Source organism: Pseudomonas sp. PvP028 (genome assembly GCF_017832255.1).
GTDB lineage: Bacteria > Pseudomonadota > Gammaproteobacteria > Pseudomonadales > Pseudomonadaceae > Aquipseudomonas > Aquipseudomonas syringae.
Genome location: NZ_JAFIBL010000001.1, coordinates 4,235,112 through 4,253,130, shown reverse-complemented (window position 1 = coordinate 4,253,130; position 18,019 = coordinate 4,235,112). Strand labels below are relative to the sequence as shown.

General features: G+C 61.5%; 1 protein-coding gene (running past one end of the window). It reads left to right on the top strand.

Annotation, left to right across the window (positions count from 1 at the left end):
• The first annotated feature begins 313 nt into the window (after positions 1–313).
• Positions 314–18,019, top strand: partial view of a syringopeptin non-ribosomal peptide synthetase SypC gene (sypC, locus tag JOE34_RS18625; protein ID WP_209996417.1) — the beginning only. The gene runs 22,872 nt beyond the window's last position; 17,706 of the gene's 40,578 nt are visible here — the first part of the coding sequence; its start codon is at positions 314–316; the stop codon falls past the right edge of the window.

Here is an 18,019-nt window from a genome sequence, read left to right as displayed (position 1 = left end):
CTGTTCAGACAGCCGCTCGCACATCGCTGCGCCGACCGCCACCCTCAAGTCTTGTCCCAGCTTCCCACGACAGACAGTCGCCCATGGATGCTCTAATTTTTGCGGCGTGTGGGAAGCACGGCGAATGGGAAGTTTCGTGTGTGTCAGAGGACCGCAGCCCTTTATTGCTGCGGCGCCCATCATACCTGCACCCGGATCCCGTTCTGTCTTCGAGTTTAGAAGCCCCTCCGTTTTTATCGTGCGAAACACTGGTTGCGACACCGATCTCAGGGATCGTCGACCCCCTCTGAAATGATAAACAGCAGGTTATTCGATGCACTTCAGCGAATTGATGGCAGTTCTTTCCACGCATGCGATCCGTCTTCAACAGGAAGAAGACGATCTCGTGATTCTCGGAGACGACGAGGGGCTGGACAGTGCCACCCTTGAAAGCCTGAGCGTGCACAAGGCAGAACTGCTGACGCTGGTGGCTCGAATGGGCGGTGACTGGCTCAGCCCGGCCTTTCGCATTACCGCGGACATGCTGCCGCTGGCCAATCTAAGCCAGGAAGCGATCGACAGAATCGTCGACGCCGTCCCGGGCGGCGCTGGCAATGTGCAGGACATCTACCCGCTGGCGCCCCTGCAGGAAGGGATTCTCTATCATCACCTGACGGCCGGGCAGGGCGATCCCTATGTATTGCAGGATCTGTTCGGGGCCGAGAGTCGCGAACGTCTCGATGACTTCGCCCAGGCACTGCAGGCGGTGATCGATCGCCATGACATCCTGCGCACGGCAATGGTCTGGGAAGGTCTCGACGAACCGGTGCAAGTGGTGTTGCGCGAGGCGACGCTGACAGTGGATGAGCTGACACTGGACGCGGCTGACGGCCCCATCGAGACCCAGTTGCGCGAGCGGTTTGATACCCGGCATCACCGCCTGGACCTGCGCGATGCGCCGCTGATGCGCATGGTGTGCGTTGAAGATCCGGCCAATGCCCGCTGGGTCGCTATCCTGCTGTACCACCACATTGCCATTGACCACGCCGCGCTGGAACTGGTGAAACACGAGATGCAGGCCTTTCTGCTCGGCGAAGGCCACGCCTTGCCCGAAGCCGTGCCGTATCGCAACTACGTGGCACAGGTGCGGCTGGGTGTCGGGGCAGATGCTCATGAAGGTTTCTTTCGCGAGATGCTGGCCGATATCGATGAGCCAACGCTGCCGTTCGGCGTGCTCGAAACGCCGGGCAGCGACTCGCTGATCGAAGATGTGCGCCTGCCCCTCGATGACGCATTGAGCGCGCGCCTGCGAACCTTGGCAAGGCAGCTTGGGGTCAGTGCCGCGAGCCTGCATCACCTCGCATGGGCACGGGTGGTGGGTGCGCTGTCAGGCAAGTCGGACGTGGTTTTCGGTACGGTACTGATGGGCCGGATGCAGGGCGGCGACGGCTCCGACCGGGCATTGGGTATGTTCATCAACACCTTGCCGTTGCGGGTCAAGCTTGAAGGGCATGCGGTGCGTGAAGGGGTCAGAACCACCCACGCACGGCTGACCGCGTTGCTCGGTCACGAACACGCATCGCTGGCCCAGGCCCAGCGTTGCAGTGGCGTGGCCGCACCGGCACCGTTGTTCAATTCACTACTCAATTATCGCCACAGTGCCAGCGAACCAGTCGTTTCATCAGAGGCGCTCCAAGCCTGGAAAGGCTTGCAGAGCCTGGGCAGCGAGGAGCGCAGTACTTACCCGATCACGCTGTCGGTGAACGACCTGGGCCAAGGCTTCAGCCTGACGGTTCAAGCCATGGCACAGGTCGGTGCAGAGCGCATCGGCAACTATATGCTGACGGCACTCGGCGCGCTGGTCGAGGCGCTGGAGCAGCAGCCGCAAACCCCGTTGCAGCGTTTGCAAATCCTCTCGTCAACCGAACGCCAGCAAGTGCTGCGCGCCTTCAATGACACGGCACGCGACTACTCACGTAACAGCAGCCTGCAGGAACTGTTCGAACAACGAGTGGCAACGCAGCCCGATGCGCTGGCCGCTGTACAAGATGACCAGCAACTGACCTACCATGAACTCAACAGTCGCGCCAACGCGTTGGCCCGTCACCTGACCGACCTCGGCGTGCAACCGGGCGAACGGGTGGCGTTGCTGCTGGAGCGTTCCCTTGATTTGCTGGCCGGGCAGTTGGCGATCGTCAAATGCGGGGCGGCCTATGTACCGCTAGATATAAATGCCCCCGCCGAGCGTCAGGCATTCATGCTGCAAGACTGCACAGCGCGTTACGTATTGACGCTGGCTCGCCATCATCTGCCTGAAGGCATCCAGCGGATTGACCTTGACCTGCTGGAACTGCAAAACGATGCGCCTGACCCGCTACCGTCAGCGTCCGCCGAGTCGGTGGCCTACATCATGTACACCTCCGGTTCCACCGGTATGCCCAAAGGCGTATTGGTGCCGCATCGTGCTGTCAGCCGTCTGGTGCTCAACAACAATTATGCCGATTTCAATGCCAGGGATCGTGTAGCGTTCGCCTCCAACCCGGCTTTTGACGCCAGCACCCTGGATGTATGGGCGCCACTGCTCAATGGCGGCTGCGTGGTCGTGGTGGAGCAGTCGGTATTGCTGTCTCTCGACGAGTTCCGTGCGCTGTTGCTGTCCCAGTCAGTCAGCGTGCTGTGGATGACCGCGGGCCTGTTCCATCAATATGCCGACGGCCTGATGGAGGCTTTCGCCAGATTGCGCTACCTGATCGTTGGTGGTGATGTGCTGGACCCGGCAGTGATCGCCAGGGTATTGAAAGACGGCGCACCGAGATACTTGCTCAATGGCTACGGCCCGACCGAAGCGACGACTTTCTCTACAATCCATGAGATCACCTCGGTCGGCAACGGCGGTATTCCTATCGGCCGCCCGATTGGCAACAGCCAGGTCTATGTGCTCGACGCCCTACGCCAACCGGTGGCGATCGGTGTGGTCGGAGAGCTGTATATCGGCGGGCAGGGCGTGGCCAAGGGTTACTTGAACCGCCCGGAGCTGAACGCTACGCAGTTTATCGCCAATCCTTTCAGTGAGGACGCTGGAGCCCTGTTGTACCGCACCGGCGACCTTGGTCGCTGGAACGCAGACGGGGTGATCGAGTATCTGGGCCGTAACGACGACCAGGTGAAAATCCGTGGTTTCCGTATCGAACTGGGTGAAATCGAAGCGCGTCTGGTCGACTGCCCTGGCGTCAGAGAGGCGGTGGTGCTGGCCCGCCAGGACGAGCCTGGACACAAACGCCTGGTGGCGTACGTCATCGGTGAAGAAAACAGCGCCTTGTCAGCGGTCGAACTGCGCCGCGAACTGGCGGCGTCTCTGGCCGAATACATGGTCCCAAGCGCCTTTATGGTGCTGGATTCGTTCCCGCTGACCGCCAACGGCAAGCTTGATCGCCGAGCCTTGCCGGTACCGGACGCAGACGCCTATGCCAGCCGTGAATTCCAGGCACCCGAGGGTGAAGTGGAAATTACCCTGGCGCGCTTATGGTCCGAATTGCTCAACGTTGAACGCGTCGGCCGTCAGGATCACTTCTTTGAGCTCGGCGGGCACTCGCTACTGGCGGTCAGTCTGATCGAACGCATGCGTCAGGCGGGCCTGAGCGCAGATGTTCGCGTGCTGTTCAGCCAGCCCACGCTGGCCGCACTGGCCGCAGCTGTCGGCGCAAGCCATGACATCAAGGTACCGGCCAATCTGATAGACAAAGGCTGCGAACGCATCACCCCGGAGCTGTTGCCATTGGCGAATCTGACCCAGGTGCAGATCGACCAAGTGGTCGCCACCGTACCCGGCGGCGTGGCAAATGTTCAGGATATCTACGCGCTGGCGCCGTTGCAGGAAGGCATTCTCTATCATCACATGGCAGCCGAGGCCGGCGACCCCTATGTGCTGCAGGCCCAGTTCGCCTTTGACAACCGCGAGCGCCTGGACGCCTTCGTTCAGGCTTTGCAGATGGTCATCGATCGTCACGACATTCTGCGTACCGGGGTGGTATGGGATGGTCTGGACTCACCGGTGCAAGTGGTCTGGCGCCAGGCGCAGTTGCACCTTGAAGGGCTTGAACTTGACCCTGCGGACGGCGAGATCGGCGCGCAACTGCATAGCCGCTTCGATCCGCGGCACTACTGCCTCGATATGACTCAAGCGCCACTGATGCGTCTGGTCTATGCCGAGGACCCGCTCAATCAGCGAATCACCGCGATGCTGCTGTTCCATCATATGGCCCTGGATCACACGGCGATGGACGTTGTGCAGCATGAAATGCAGGCCTGGCTGCTCGGCGAGAGTGAAACCTTGTCGGCGCCCGTGCCATACCGCAACTACGTGGCTCAGGCGCGTCTGGGTGTCAGCCAGGCTGATCATGAAGTGTTTTTCCGCGACATGCTGGGCGACATCGACGAACCGACGCTGCCTTTCGGCCTGCAGGATGTGCAGGGCGATGGCCATGATATCGAAGAAGCTGTCCTGGTGGTGGACAGCCAGTTGAGCCTGCGACTGCGTGCTCAGGCCCGACAACAGGGTGTGAGTGCCGCCAGTCTGGTGCATCTGGCCTGGGCTCAGGTGCTGGGCAAGGTTTCCGATCGTCGCGACGTGGTGTTCGGCACCGTACTGCTGGGCCGTATGCAGGCCGGCGAGGGCGCTGATCGGGCGCTGGGAATGTTCATCAACACCTTGCCGCTGCGGGTTGCCGTGGGCGGGCAAGGGGTACGCGCCGGGGTCAAGGCGACACACGCGCAACTCACCGCGTTGCTCGCTCACGAACATGCATCCCTCGCATTGGCTCAGCGTTGCAGCGGAGTGTCCGCGCTGACGCCGCTGTTCAGCGCACTGCTCAACTACCGCCACAGTGCGGTTGGCAGCGCTTCAGAACGGACCGCCCAGGCCTGGCAGGGTATTCGTGCCCTGAACAGTGAAGAACGCACCAACTATCCATTGACGTTGAACGTCGATGACTTTGGTGAGGACTTCAAACTGACTGCGCTGGCGACGATCACTGTCGGTGCGCAGCGCGTGTGTGGCTATATGCACACGGCGCTGGAACATCTGGTGGACGCACTTGAGTTGATGCCACAAGCGTCGCTACAAAGTTTGTCGATTTTGCCAGCTGTCGAGCGCGAGCAGTTGCTGGTGACGTTCAACGACACCGCACAGGATTACCCGCAGCAGCAGACCATTCATGGGATGTTCGAAGCACAGGTGGAGCGCACGCCGCAAACCCTGGCAGTGGTTCACGGCGAACAGCGCCTGACGTATCGCGAGCTTAACGAGCAGGCCAACCGTCTGGCCCATGCGTTGCGCAAGCAAGGCGTTCAGCCTGATTCGCGGGTTGGTATCTGCGTTGAGCGCGGCGCCGACATGGTCGTCGGCTTGCTGGCAATCCTTAAAGCGGGCGGCGGTTATGTGCCGCTGGACCCGGCTTATCCAGCGGAACGTATTGCTTATATGTTGCAGGACAGCGCTCCGGCAGCCGTGCTGGCTCAATCCGCTACTCAGGGCCTGCTGGCCGACGTTTCGGTGCCTGTGATCAATCTTGATCTGAGCGATTGGCAGGACGAATCCGCCCAGAACCCGCAGGTGGCGGAGCTGACCTCGGCGCATCTGGCGTACCTGATCTACACCTCGGGTTCGACCGGTCTGCCGAAAGGCGTAATGATCGAACACCGGAACACCGTGAACTTTCTGACGTGGGCGCACGCGGCTTTCGATGCTGGCACAAACCACTCGGCACTGGAAAAAACGCTGTTCTCCACTTCGCTGAACTTCGACCTCGCCGTCTACGAGTGCTTTGCGCCACTGACCTCGGGCGGCAGTATCGAAGTCGTCAAAAACGTCCTTGAACTGCAACACGGCGAACACGATATCGGCCTGATCAACACCGTACCCTCAGCGCTCAAGGCGCTGCTGGACGTTGACGGTCTGCCGGAATCGGTTCACACCGTGAACGTGGCCGGTGAAGCCCTCAAACACAGTCTGGTTGAATCGCTGTTCGAGAAAACCAGCGTGCAGCGTCTGTGCAACCTCTATGGCCCATCGGAAACCACCACCTACTCCAGTTGGGTGGCCATGGACCGCGAAGACGGCTTCGCTGCGCACATCGGCAAACCGGTCGGCAATACGCAGTTTTACCTGCTGGATGAGCAACTGCAACCTGTTCCACTGGGTGTCGCGGGTGAAATCTACATCGGCGGAGCCGGTGTGGCGCGAGGCTACTTGAACCGTGACGACCTCACTGCGGAGCGCTTCCTTAAAGACCCGTTCAGCCCGCAGCCCGCGGCACGCATGTATCGTACCGGTGACCTTGGCCGTTACTTGCCACACGGCAATATCGAATACCTGGGCCGTAACGACGATCAGGTGAAGATCCGCGGTTTCCGTATCGAACTGGGCGAGATCGACGCACGTCTGGCCAAATACCCGGCTATCCACGAAGCGGTGGTGACTGCTCGCGAAGACGTACCGGGCGACAAGCGCCTGGTAGCTTATTACACCCTGAGCACAGGGCATGCTTCGGTAGACATCGACAGCCTGCGCAGCCATTTGCAGGAAAAGCTGCCTGAGTACATGGTTCCAGCCATTTACGTGATGCTGGAGAAGCTGCCGCTGACCCCCAACGGCAAGCTGGATCGCAAAGCACTGCCACCACCGGACAGTGAGGCGCTGATCAGCCGTGGCTACGAAGCACCGCAAGGCGAAATCGAGGAGCAGATCGCGGTAATCTGGCAAGACCTGCTGGGTGTCGCACAGGTTGGGCGTCACGACCACTTCTTCGAACTCGGCGGCCATTCGCTGCTGGCAGTGAGCCTGACCGGGCGTATGCGCCAGTTGGGCCTGCGCGCCGACGTGCGCGTGCTGTTCAGCCAGCCCACCCTGGCTGCACTCGCCGCGGCGGTCGGCGGTGGCACCGAGATCGTGGTACCCGCCAACCTGATCAGCGTGGACTGCCAACGCATTACGCCTGAGCTGCTGCCACTGGCCGACCTGACTCAGGCGCAGATCGATCAAGTCGTAGCCACTGTGCCGGGCGGCGTGGCCAATGTGCAGGACATCTACCCCCTGGCGCCTCTGCAGTCAGGCATTCTTTATCACCACCTGGCCGCCGAAATCGGCGACCCCTATGTGCTCCAGACCCAGTTCGCGTTCGCTGACAGCGAGCGTCTGAACGCCTTCGTTCAGGCCTTGCAGATGGTCATCGATCGCCACGACATTCTGCGCACCAGCGTGGTATGGGACGGTCTGGACTCGCCGGTGCAAGTGGTCTGGCGTCAAGCACAGTTGCACCTTGACGCACTTGAGCTCGATCCGGAAGACGGCGATATCGGTGCACAACTGCACAGCCGCTTTGACCCGCGCCATTACCGTCTAAATATAGGCCAGGCGCCGCTGATGCGCGTGGCCTATGCCGAAGACCCGCTCAACCAGCGCATCTGCGCGATGCTGCTGTTCCATCACATGGCCCTGGACCACGTAGCGCTGGAAGTGGTGAAGCATGAAATGCAGGCATGGCTGGCGGGCGAGGCCGACACGTTGGCAGCGTCGGTACCCGTGCCGTATCGCAACTATGTGGCCCAGGCACGCCTGGGTGTCAGCCAGGCCGATCACGAAGCATTTTTCCGCGACATGCTCGGCGATATCGACGAGCCGACGCTGCCGTTCGGCCTGCTGGATGTACAGGGTGAAGGTCGCGATATCGAGGAGGCCAGCCTGGCGCTGGACCCTCAGCTGAACATGCGTCTGCGGGCTCAGGCCCGGGAACAGGGGGTGAGTGCCGCGAGCCTCGTGCACCTGGCCTGGGCTCAGGTGTTGGGCAAGGTGTCAAACAGGCAGGATGTGGTGTTCGGTACCGTCCTGTTGGGCCGGATGCAGGGTGGCGAAGGTGCCGAGCGGGCCTTGGGGATGTTCATCAACACCTTGCCGCTGCGGGTATCGGTGGGCGAGCAGGGCGTACGTGACGGGGTCAAGGCCACTCATAAGCGCCTGACGGCCTTGCTCGGTCACGAACATGCCTCGCTGGCATTGGCCCAGCGTTGCAGTGGTGTTGTCGCACCGACGCCGCTGTTCAGCGCGCTGCTCAACTATCGTCATAGTGGAGGCGGCAGCGCGTCCGAACAGGCCATGCAGGCCTGGCAGGGTATTCATGCCCTGAGCAGCGAGGAACGCACCAACTACCCATTGACGTTGAACGTTGATGACCTGGGTGAAGGCTTCAAACTGACTGCGCTGACGACGACTGTTGTCGGAGCGCAGCGCATATGCGGATACATGCACACTGCGCTCGATCAGTTGATTCAGGCACTGGAGCAAGCATCAACCGCGCCCCTCGATAGCCTGTCGATCCTGCCTGCCGACGAGCGCGAGCGGTTACTGGTGGGTTTCAACGACACTGCGCTGGATTATCCGCAGCAGCAGACCATCCATGGCCTGTTTGAAGCGCAAGCCGAGCGCACACCGGAAGCGCTGGCAGTGCTGCACGGCGAACAGCGCCTGACGTACCGCGAGCTTAACGAGCAGGCTAACCGCCTGGCCCATGCCTTGCGCAAGCAGGGCGTTCAGCCGGATTCCCGCGTTGGTATCTGCGTTGAACGCAGTGCCGAGATGGTCGTTGGATTGCTGGCGATCCTCAAGGCGGGCGGCGGGTATGTGCCGCTCGATCCGGCGTATCCGGTAGAACGTATTGCTTACATGTTGCAGGACAGCGCTCCGGCAGCGGTGCTTGCTCAGACCGCTACTCAGGGCTTGCTAGCCGATGTTTCGGTGCCTGTGATCAATCTTGATCTGAGCGATTGGCAGGACGAATCCGTCCAGAATCCGCAGGTGCCGAGGCTGACTTCGGCGCATCTGGCGTACCTGATCTACACCTCGGGCTCCACCGGCCTGCCAAAAGGCGTGATGATCGAACACCGCAACACCGTTAACTTCCTGAGCTGGGCACATAATGCATTCGACGCTTCGGCACTGGAAAAAACGCTGTTCTCCACTTCGCTGAACTTCGACCTCGCCGTCTACGAGTGCTTTGCGCCGCTGACATCGGGCGGCAGTATCGAAGTTGTCAAAAACGTGCTGGAACTGCAACACGGCGAGCACGATATCGGCCTGATCAACACCGTACCGTCGGCGCTTAAAGCGCTGCTGGAAGTTAACGGCTTGCCAGAATCTGTGCACACAGTGAACGTGGCCGGTGAAGCGCTCAAGCGCAGCCTGGTGGAATCGCTGTTCGAGAAGACTGGCGTGCAGCGCCTGTGCAACCTCTATGGCCCGTCTGAAACCACCACCTATTCAAGCTGGGTGGCGATGGACCGCGAAGACGGTTTCGCTGCACACATCGGCAAACCGGTCGGCAACACGCAGTTTTACCTGCTGGACCCACAGCAACAGCCTGTGCCGATGGGTGTTGTCGGTGAAATCTACATCGGCGGTGCCGGTGTGGCGCGGGGTTATCTGAACCGTGACGACCTCACTGCCGAGCGCTTCCTCAAGGATCCGTTCAGCCAAAACCCGGCGGCACGCATGTACCGCACCGGTGACCTGGGTCGTTACTTGCCTGACGGCAATATCGAATACCTGGGCCGTAACGACGATCAGGTGAAGATCCGTGGTTTCCGTATCGAACTGGGCGAGATCGACGCACTCCTGACAAAACACCCGGCGGTCCATGAGGCGGTAGTCACCGCCCGCGAAGACATCCCGGGCGACAAACGCCTGGTGGCTTATTACACCGTCCAGGCCGCCCACAATGAGCCAGACATCGATAGCCTGCGCGACTGGCTGCAGGAGCAATTGCCGGCCTATATGATCCCTGTGGCCTATGTGCGTCTTGATGCGCTGCCGCTGACCCCGAACGGCAAACTGGACCGCAAGGCCCTGCCAGCACCGGACGGTGATGTACTGATCCGTGGCGGCTACGAGGAGCCGCAAGGCGCAGCCGAAATCATTCTGGCGAAGATCTGGAGCGACTTGCTCAACATCGAACGTGTCGGTCGCCACGATCATTTCTTTGAACTGGGCGGGCATTCGCTGCTGGCAGTGAGCCTGATCGAACGTATGCGCCAGGCCGGCCTGAGTGCCAATGTGCGTACGCTGTTCAGCCAGCCGACCTTGGCGGCACTGGCCGCAGCGTCAGGCGCGGTCGACGATCTGGTGATCCCGGCCAACGGTATTCCAGTGGATTGCCAGAGAATTACCCCAGACATGCTGCCGTTGGTCGACCTGACTCAAGAGCTGATCGACCAGGTGGTGACCTGCGTGCCCGGCGGCGCGGCGAACGTGCAGGACATCTACCCGCTGGCCCCCTTGCAGGAAGGCATTCTCTATCACCACATCAGCGCCGAACAGGGCGACCCCTATGTATTGCAGGCACAGTTCGCCTTTGACAGCCGCGCTCACCTGGACTCCTTTGCTCAGGCCCTGCAAACGGTTATCAACCGCCATGACATCCTGCGCACGTCCATGCACTGGGAAAGCCTTGATGAGCCTTTGCAGGTGGTCTGGCGCCATGTCGAACTCAGCGTAGAAGAGATTGAGTTCAACCCTTGCCTTGGTGATATAGCCCGTCAGTTGCAAGAGCACCTGGACCCGCGCCAGATACGCCTGGACATCCGCCAGGCACCCTTGATGCGCCTGGTGTGTGCCCTGGACAGCGGCAACGAGCGCTGGGTGGCGACCCTGATGTTTCACCACATGATCCTTGACCACACTGCGCTGGATCAGGTGCGCTATGAAATGCAGGTCTGCCTGTGCGGTCAGGCCGAGCAACTTGCCGACTCCATTCCTTACCGCAACTATGTCGCTCAGGCACGGCTGGGCTTGAAAGAGCAGGACCACGAACTGTTCTTCCAGGACATGCTCGGCGATATCGACGAGCCGACGCTGCCCTTCGGCCTGCACGATGTGCAAGGCGACGGCAGCGCTATCGCTCAGGCCAGCCTGGCGCTGGACGGCGCTTTGAGTCAACGCCTGAGAGTACAGGCACGGCAGCTTGGGGTCAGCGCGGCAAGCCTTATCCACTTGGCGTTCGCGCAGATGCTCGGTCGCCTGAGCGGACGTGAACAGGTGGTGTTCGGCACCATTCTGATGGGCCGCATGCAAAGCGGCGAGGGTGCCGAACGGGCCCTTGGCATGTTCATCAATACCTTGCCGCTGCGGGTAGACCTCGGCGATCTGGGCGTACGTGACGGAGTCAAGGCCACGCATCGGCGCTTGACTGGGTTACTCGGCCATGAACATGCCTCGCTGGCACTGGCCCAGCGCTGCAGTGGCGTGGTTGCACCGGCGCCACTGTTCAGCGCCTTGCTCAACTATCGTCACAGCAGCGTGGCCGTGACCGATGAAGCAATGGCGGCTTGGGATGGCATGCAATCGCTGCGGCTGGCCGATGAAGAACGCACCAACTACCCGTTGACCATCAACGTCGACGATATGGGTGAAGGATTTCTGTTCACAGCACTGGTGACGGCGAGCATCGGCGCGCAGCGTGTTTGTGACTATTTACAGTTGGCCACAGAAGGGCTGATCGATGCGCTGGAACAGGCGCCGCAAACGCCGTTACACAGTATTTCGATACTGCCGCTCAGCGAGCGTGCGCAGTTGCTCGAACAGTGGAACCTGCCCAACAAGACCGATACACACGAAACACCGATCCATCAGCAATTCGAAGCCCGCGCCGCAGAAAAGCCAGACGCCGTCGCTCTGGTGTTCGAAGAACAGATCCTGAGCTACGGCGAACTCAACGCGCGTGCCAACCAGGTCGCGCATCGCTTACTGGCCTTGGGTGTACGCCCGGATGATCGCGTGGCGATCTGTGTCGAGCGTGGCCCGGCGATGATTATCGGCTTGCTGGGTATCCTCAAATCCGGGGCCGGTTATGTACCACTGGATCCGGCGTACCCGCTTGAGCGCCTGGCCTATACCCTCGGTGACAGCACGCCGGTGGCATTATTGAGCCAGCAGTCAGTGCAGCAAGCCTTGCCGGTGACGGAAGTGCCTATCATCAGTCTCGATGATCCCGACTTGCAGGACGAATCCGTCTGCAATCCAGAGGTAGCGGGGCTGACGGCTGCGAGCCTGGCCTATGTCATCTACACCTCCGGCTCAACCGGTCTGCCCAAAGGCGTGATGGTCGAGCATCGCAATGTTGCACGGCTGTTTTCGGCCACCGCAGACTGGTTCGCGTTTGGCGAACAGGACATCTGGGCGCTGTTCCACTCGTTCGCCTTTGACTTCTCGGTCTGGGAAATCTGGGGCGCCTTGCTGCACGGCGGACGTCTGCTGATCGTGCCGCAACTGATCAGCCGTTCACCAGAAGACTGCTACAACCTGCTGTGCAGCGCCGGGGTAACGGTATTCAACCAGACGCCAAGTGCGTTCCGCCAACTGATTGCGGCACAGGGCGAGCACGGGCAGGCGCATTCGTTGCGCCAGGTGATTTTCGGCGGCGAAGCACTGGAAACGGCCATGCTCAAGCCGTGGTACGCCCGCAAGGTGAATGCCGGTACGCAACTGGTCAACATGTACGGCATTACCGAAACCACGGTGCACGTTACCTATTACCCGTTGCAGGCCGAAGATGCACAGCGTATCGGTGCCAGCCCGATCGGCAGGCGCATTCCCGATTTGCAACTGTATGTCCTCGATACCCGTGGCGAACCGGTGCCAGTCGGCGTGGTCGGCGAGCTGTATGTCGGCGGTGCCGGTGTGGCACGTGGCTACTTGAACCGTGAAGCACTGACGGCCGAGCGTTTTCTCGATGACCCGTTCAATACTGCGCCAGGTGCGCGCCTGTACCGCACCGGCGATCTGGGTCGCTGGCTGGCCGATGGCAGCCTGGAATACCTGGGACGTAACGATGAACAGGTGAAGATTCGCGGCTTCCGTATCGAGCTGGGCGAGATCGAAGCGCAACTCGCCGCGTGTGACGGTATACAGGATGCGCTGGTGCTGGTGCGTGAGGACGAGCCTGGTGACAAGCGTCTGGTGGCCTATGTTATCGGCACCGCGGGACTGGAACCGGACGCTAGCCGATTGCGCGAGCAACTGCGCCTGTCGCTGGCCGAGTACATGCTGCCAAGTGCCTTCGTCAGTCTGGAAAGCTTCCCGCTGACGGCCAACGGCAAGCTTGACCGCAAGGCGCTGCCCGCGCCCGACCGCTCGGCGGTGGCCAGTCAAGGCTACGAAGCGCCTGAAGGCGATACCGAGATGGCCATTGCGCGGATCTGGCAAGACCTGTTGCAACTCGAGCAGGTCGGCCGGCATGACCACTTCTTCGAGCTGGGCGGCCACTCGCTGCTGGCCGTGAAACTGATCGAGCGCATGCGCCAGATCGATCTGGTAGCCGATGTGCGCGTGCTGTTCAGCCAGCCGACCCTGTCTGCCCTGGCGGCAGCGGTGGGCGGCAAGGGGCAAGTCGAGGCTCCCGCCAACCTTATTCCCGCGGACTGCTCGCGCATCACCCCGGATATGCTGCCGCTGGTGTCGCTCACCCAGGACGATATTGATCGCGTGGTCTCCAGCGTGCCCGGCGGTCTGTCCAACGTGCAGGATATCTATGCCTTGGCGCCGCTGCAGGAGGGGATCTTGTATCACCACCTTGCCGCTACCGAGGGTGACCCGTATTTGCAATACGCGCTGTTTGCCTTTGACAGGCTTGAGCGTCTGCACAGTTTCGCCCACGCGCTGCAAGGCGTGATCGCACGGCACGATATCCTGCGCACCGCCGTGCTTTGGGAACGTCTCGACGCCCCGGTGCAGGTGGTCTGGCGTGAAGCGACCCTGGGCCTGGATGAGCAAGTGCTGGACCCGGCCGATGGCGACATCGCCGAGCAGTTGCTCAAGCGTCTCGACCCTCGTCACACGCGTCTGGACATCCGTCAGGCACCGATGCTGCGCATCGGTTATGCACACGATGAAGTGAACAACCGCTGGCTGGGCATGTTGCTGTTCCACCACCTCGTGGACGACGCCACATCGCTGCGCATCCTCAGAAGCGAAATCGAGGCACATATGCTCGGTCAGCAAGCCTCGCTGCCGCCGTCCGTGCCTTATCGCAATTACGTAGCTCAGGCCATGCTCGGTGTCAGCCGTGAAGAGCACGAGGTGTTTTTCCGCGACATGCTCGGCGACATCGATGAGCCGACGCTGCCATTCGGTCTGCAGGACGTGCAGGGCGACGGCAGCGGTATCGAGGAGGCGCGTCTGCTGGTCGACGTCGACCTGAGCCGACGCCTGCGCGTACAGGCTCGTCAACTCGGGGTGAGTTCTGCCAGCCTTTATCACCTCGCCTGGGCTCGTTTACTGGGCGCTGTGTCAGGCAAAGAGGATGTGGTGTTCGGCACCGTGTTGCTCGGTCGCCTGCAAGGTGGCGCTGGGTCCGACCGGGCGTTGGGAATGTTCATCAACACCTTGCCACTGCGTGTCACGCTGGGCGAGCAGGGCGTGCGCAGCGGTCTGAAAGCGACTCATGCGCGACTCAGCGGGCTGCTGGCCCATGAACACGCCTCGCTGGTACTGGCCCAACGTTGCAGTGGTGTACCCGCTTCGACGCCATTGTTCAGCTCGCTGCTCAATTTCCGTCATACCGGTGATGTCGCCGCGAGCGACAATGCGCAGGTCGCCTGGGAAGGCATTCAGGCGCTGCACGGCGAAGAACGTACCAACTACCCGCTGACCTTGTGCGTGGATGACATAGGCGAAGGTTTCGCCCTGACCGTCATGGCCGAAGCACAGATCGGTGCCAAGCGTGTATGTGCGTACATGCACTGTGTGCTGGAAAACCTGGTGCAAGCACTGGAACAGACCCCGGACGCTGCGCTGGGAGCGCTGCGTATCCTGCCCGGGATCGAGCGCCAGCAACTGCTGGAAAGCTGGAACACCCCCCATGCGCTGCAGGCCGATGACACCCTGATTCACCGTACCTTCGAAGCCTGGGTGGTGGCGCAGCCGAATGCCGTGGCCCTGCACTATGAAGACCGCACCCTGACCTATGCCGAGCTGAACACCCGCGCCAATCAGGTGGCCCATTACCTGCTGGGCCTGGGCGTGCAGCCGGATGACCGGGTGGCGATCTGCGTAGAGCGCAGCCTGGAGATGATTGTCGGTTTGCTCGGGGTGCTCAAGGCCGGTGCGGGTTACGTGCCGGTTGACCCGGCCTATCCGGCGGAGCGTATTGCTTACCAGTTGCAGGACAGCGCCCCGATGGCGGTGCTGGCCGATGCTGCCGGGCTGGCGCTGCTGGGTACGTTCGACGGCCCACGCGTGGATTTGCACAGTCCGGCGTTGCAGGCCCAACCGGGTCACAATCCACAGCTGACCGGGCTCAGCCCGCGCCACCTGGCTTACGTCATCTACACCTCCGGTTCGACCGGCCTGCCCAAGGGCGTAATGGTCGAGCACCGCAACGTGGCCCGGCTGTTCTCGGCCACCCACAGCTGGTTTGGTTTCAACGAGCAGGATGTCTGGGCGTTGTTCCATTCATTCGCGTTCGACTTCTCGGTCTGGGAAATCTGGGGTGCGCTGTTGCACGGCGGGCGTTTGCTGATCGTGCCGCAACTGATCAGCCGCTCCCCGCAAGACTGCTACGCGCTGTTGTGCAGCGCCGAAGTGACGGTGCTCAACCAGACCCCGAGCGCGTTCCGCCAGTTGCTCAACGCCCAGGGCGAGAGCGATCAGCGACATTCCTTGCGCCAGGTGATTTTTGGTGGCGAAGCGCTGGATACCGGGATGCTCAAGCCGTGGTACGCCAGGGTGATCAACGCCGGTACGCAGTTGGTGAACATGTATGGCATCACCGAAACCACGGTGCATGTGACCTATCACCCCCTGGTGGCGGCAGATGCGCAACGTGCGGGCGTGAGCCCCATCGGTGTACGCATTCCCGATTTGCAGTTGTATGTACTGGACGCGCGCCGCGAGCCGGTGCCGGTGGGTGTGGTCGGCGAGCTGTACGTCGGCGGCGCCGGTGTCGCGCGGGGCTACCTGAATCGTGAAGCGCTGACGGCCGAGCGATTCCTGGCGAACCCGTTCAGTAAAGATCCTCAGGCGCGTCTGTACCGAACCGGCGACCTGGGTCGCTGGATGGATGATGGCAGTCTCGATTACCTGGGCCGCAACGACGACCAGGTCAAGATTCGTGGTTTCCGTATCGAACTGGGAGAAATCCAGGCTGCGCTGGCCGCCTGTGACACGGTCCGCGAAGCGCTGGTGCTGGTCCGCGAAGATCAACCGGGTGACAAACGCCTGGTGGCCTATGTGATCGCTGCGCCCGGCCACGAGATCGTGGCGACTGACTTGCGTGAGCGGTTGCTGCTGTCCCTGGCCGATTACATGGTGCCCAGTGCTTTTGTGGCGCTGGGCAGCTTCCCGCTGACCGCCAACGGCAAGCTCGACCAAAAGGCATTGCCCGCACCGGATGCGCAGGCACTGGCAATGCGTGAATACGCGCCGCCCGAAGGCGATGTCGAGATCGCCATCGCGCAGATCTGGCAGTCTCTGCTGCAAGTGCCACAGGTTGGCCGCCACGATCATTTCTTCGAGCTGGGCGGGCATTCGCTGCTGGCCGTCAAACTGATCGAGCGCATGCGCCAGATCGACCTTTCGGCTGATGTGCGGGTGCTGTTCAGCCAGCCGACCCTTGCCGCACTTGCTGCTGCGGTGGGCGGGCACACCGACGTACAGGTGCCGGATAACCTGATCGTGCCGGGCTGCGAGCGTATTACCCCGGACATGCTGCCGCTGGCTGATCTGGATCAGGCAGCGATCGATCGGGTCGTCGCCAGCGTCCCGGGCGGCCTGGCCAACATTCAGGACATCTACGCCCTGGCCCCCTTGCAGGAAGGTATTCTCTATCACCATCTGGCTGCGGATGAAGGTGATCCCTATGTCTTGCAGATGCTCTTCGCGTTCGATGATCGCGAGTGCCTGGCCAGTTTCGCCGCGGCCCTGCAGAACGTGGTCGAACGCCACGACATCCTGCGCACCGCCGTGGTCTGGGAAGGGCTTGAGCAGCCGGTACAGGTGGTCTGGCGCAACGCTAAACTGAGCCTGGAAGAGGTGGCCATCGATCCGCTCGACGGTGACGTGCTGACACGACTGCGCGAGCGTTTTGACCCACGTCACTATCGCCTGGACATTGGCCAGGCGCCGCTGATGCGCATTGCCTATGCCGAGGACAACACCCACCAGCGCCTGGTCGGCATGTTGCTGTTCCACCATCTGGCGCTGGATCACACCTCACTGGAAGTGGTGGTGGAGGAAATGCAGGCCAGCCTGCAGGGGCAGATCGAACAATTGCCGGCCCCGGTGCCTTATCGCAACCATGTGGCACAAGCGCGTCTGGGTATCAGCCAGGCCGAGCACGAAGCGTTTTTCCGCGACATGCTCGGCGACATCGACGAACCGACCCTGGCTTACGGCATACAGGACGTGCAGGGCGATGGCAGTGGTATCGAGGAAGTGCATCAGGTACTCGACAGCCAGCTGAGCAGCCGTATACGCAGCATTGCGCGGCAATTAGGGGTTAGCGCTGCCAGTCTGGCGCACCTGGCATGGGCTCAGGTGGCCGGTCGGGTGTCGGGCCGTGAAGAAGTGGTGTTCGGTACCGTACTGATGGGCCGCATGCAGGGCGGCAACGGCGCCGACAGGGCGCTGGGAATGTTCATCAACACCTTACCGCTGCGCATCAGCGTCGGCAGCCAGAGCGCTCTGGCGGCGGTCAAGCTCACCCACCAGCGGCTGTCGACCCTGCTGGGGCATGAGCATGCCTCGCTGTCGCTGGCCCAGCGCTGCAGCGGCGTGCCGAGTTCGCTGCCGCTGTTCAGCACCTTGCTCAACTACCGCCACAGCAACGGTGGTGCGGCCTCGAGCGAAACATTGTCAGCCTGGCAGGGCATTCAGACCCTGAGCATGGAGGAACGCACCAACTATCCGTTGTGCCTGAACGTCGATGACCTGGGCGATGACTTCATGCTCACCATTCAGGCCGTCAAGCAAATCAGTGCCACGCGCATCGGCGAGTAC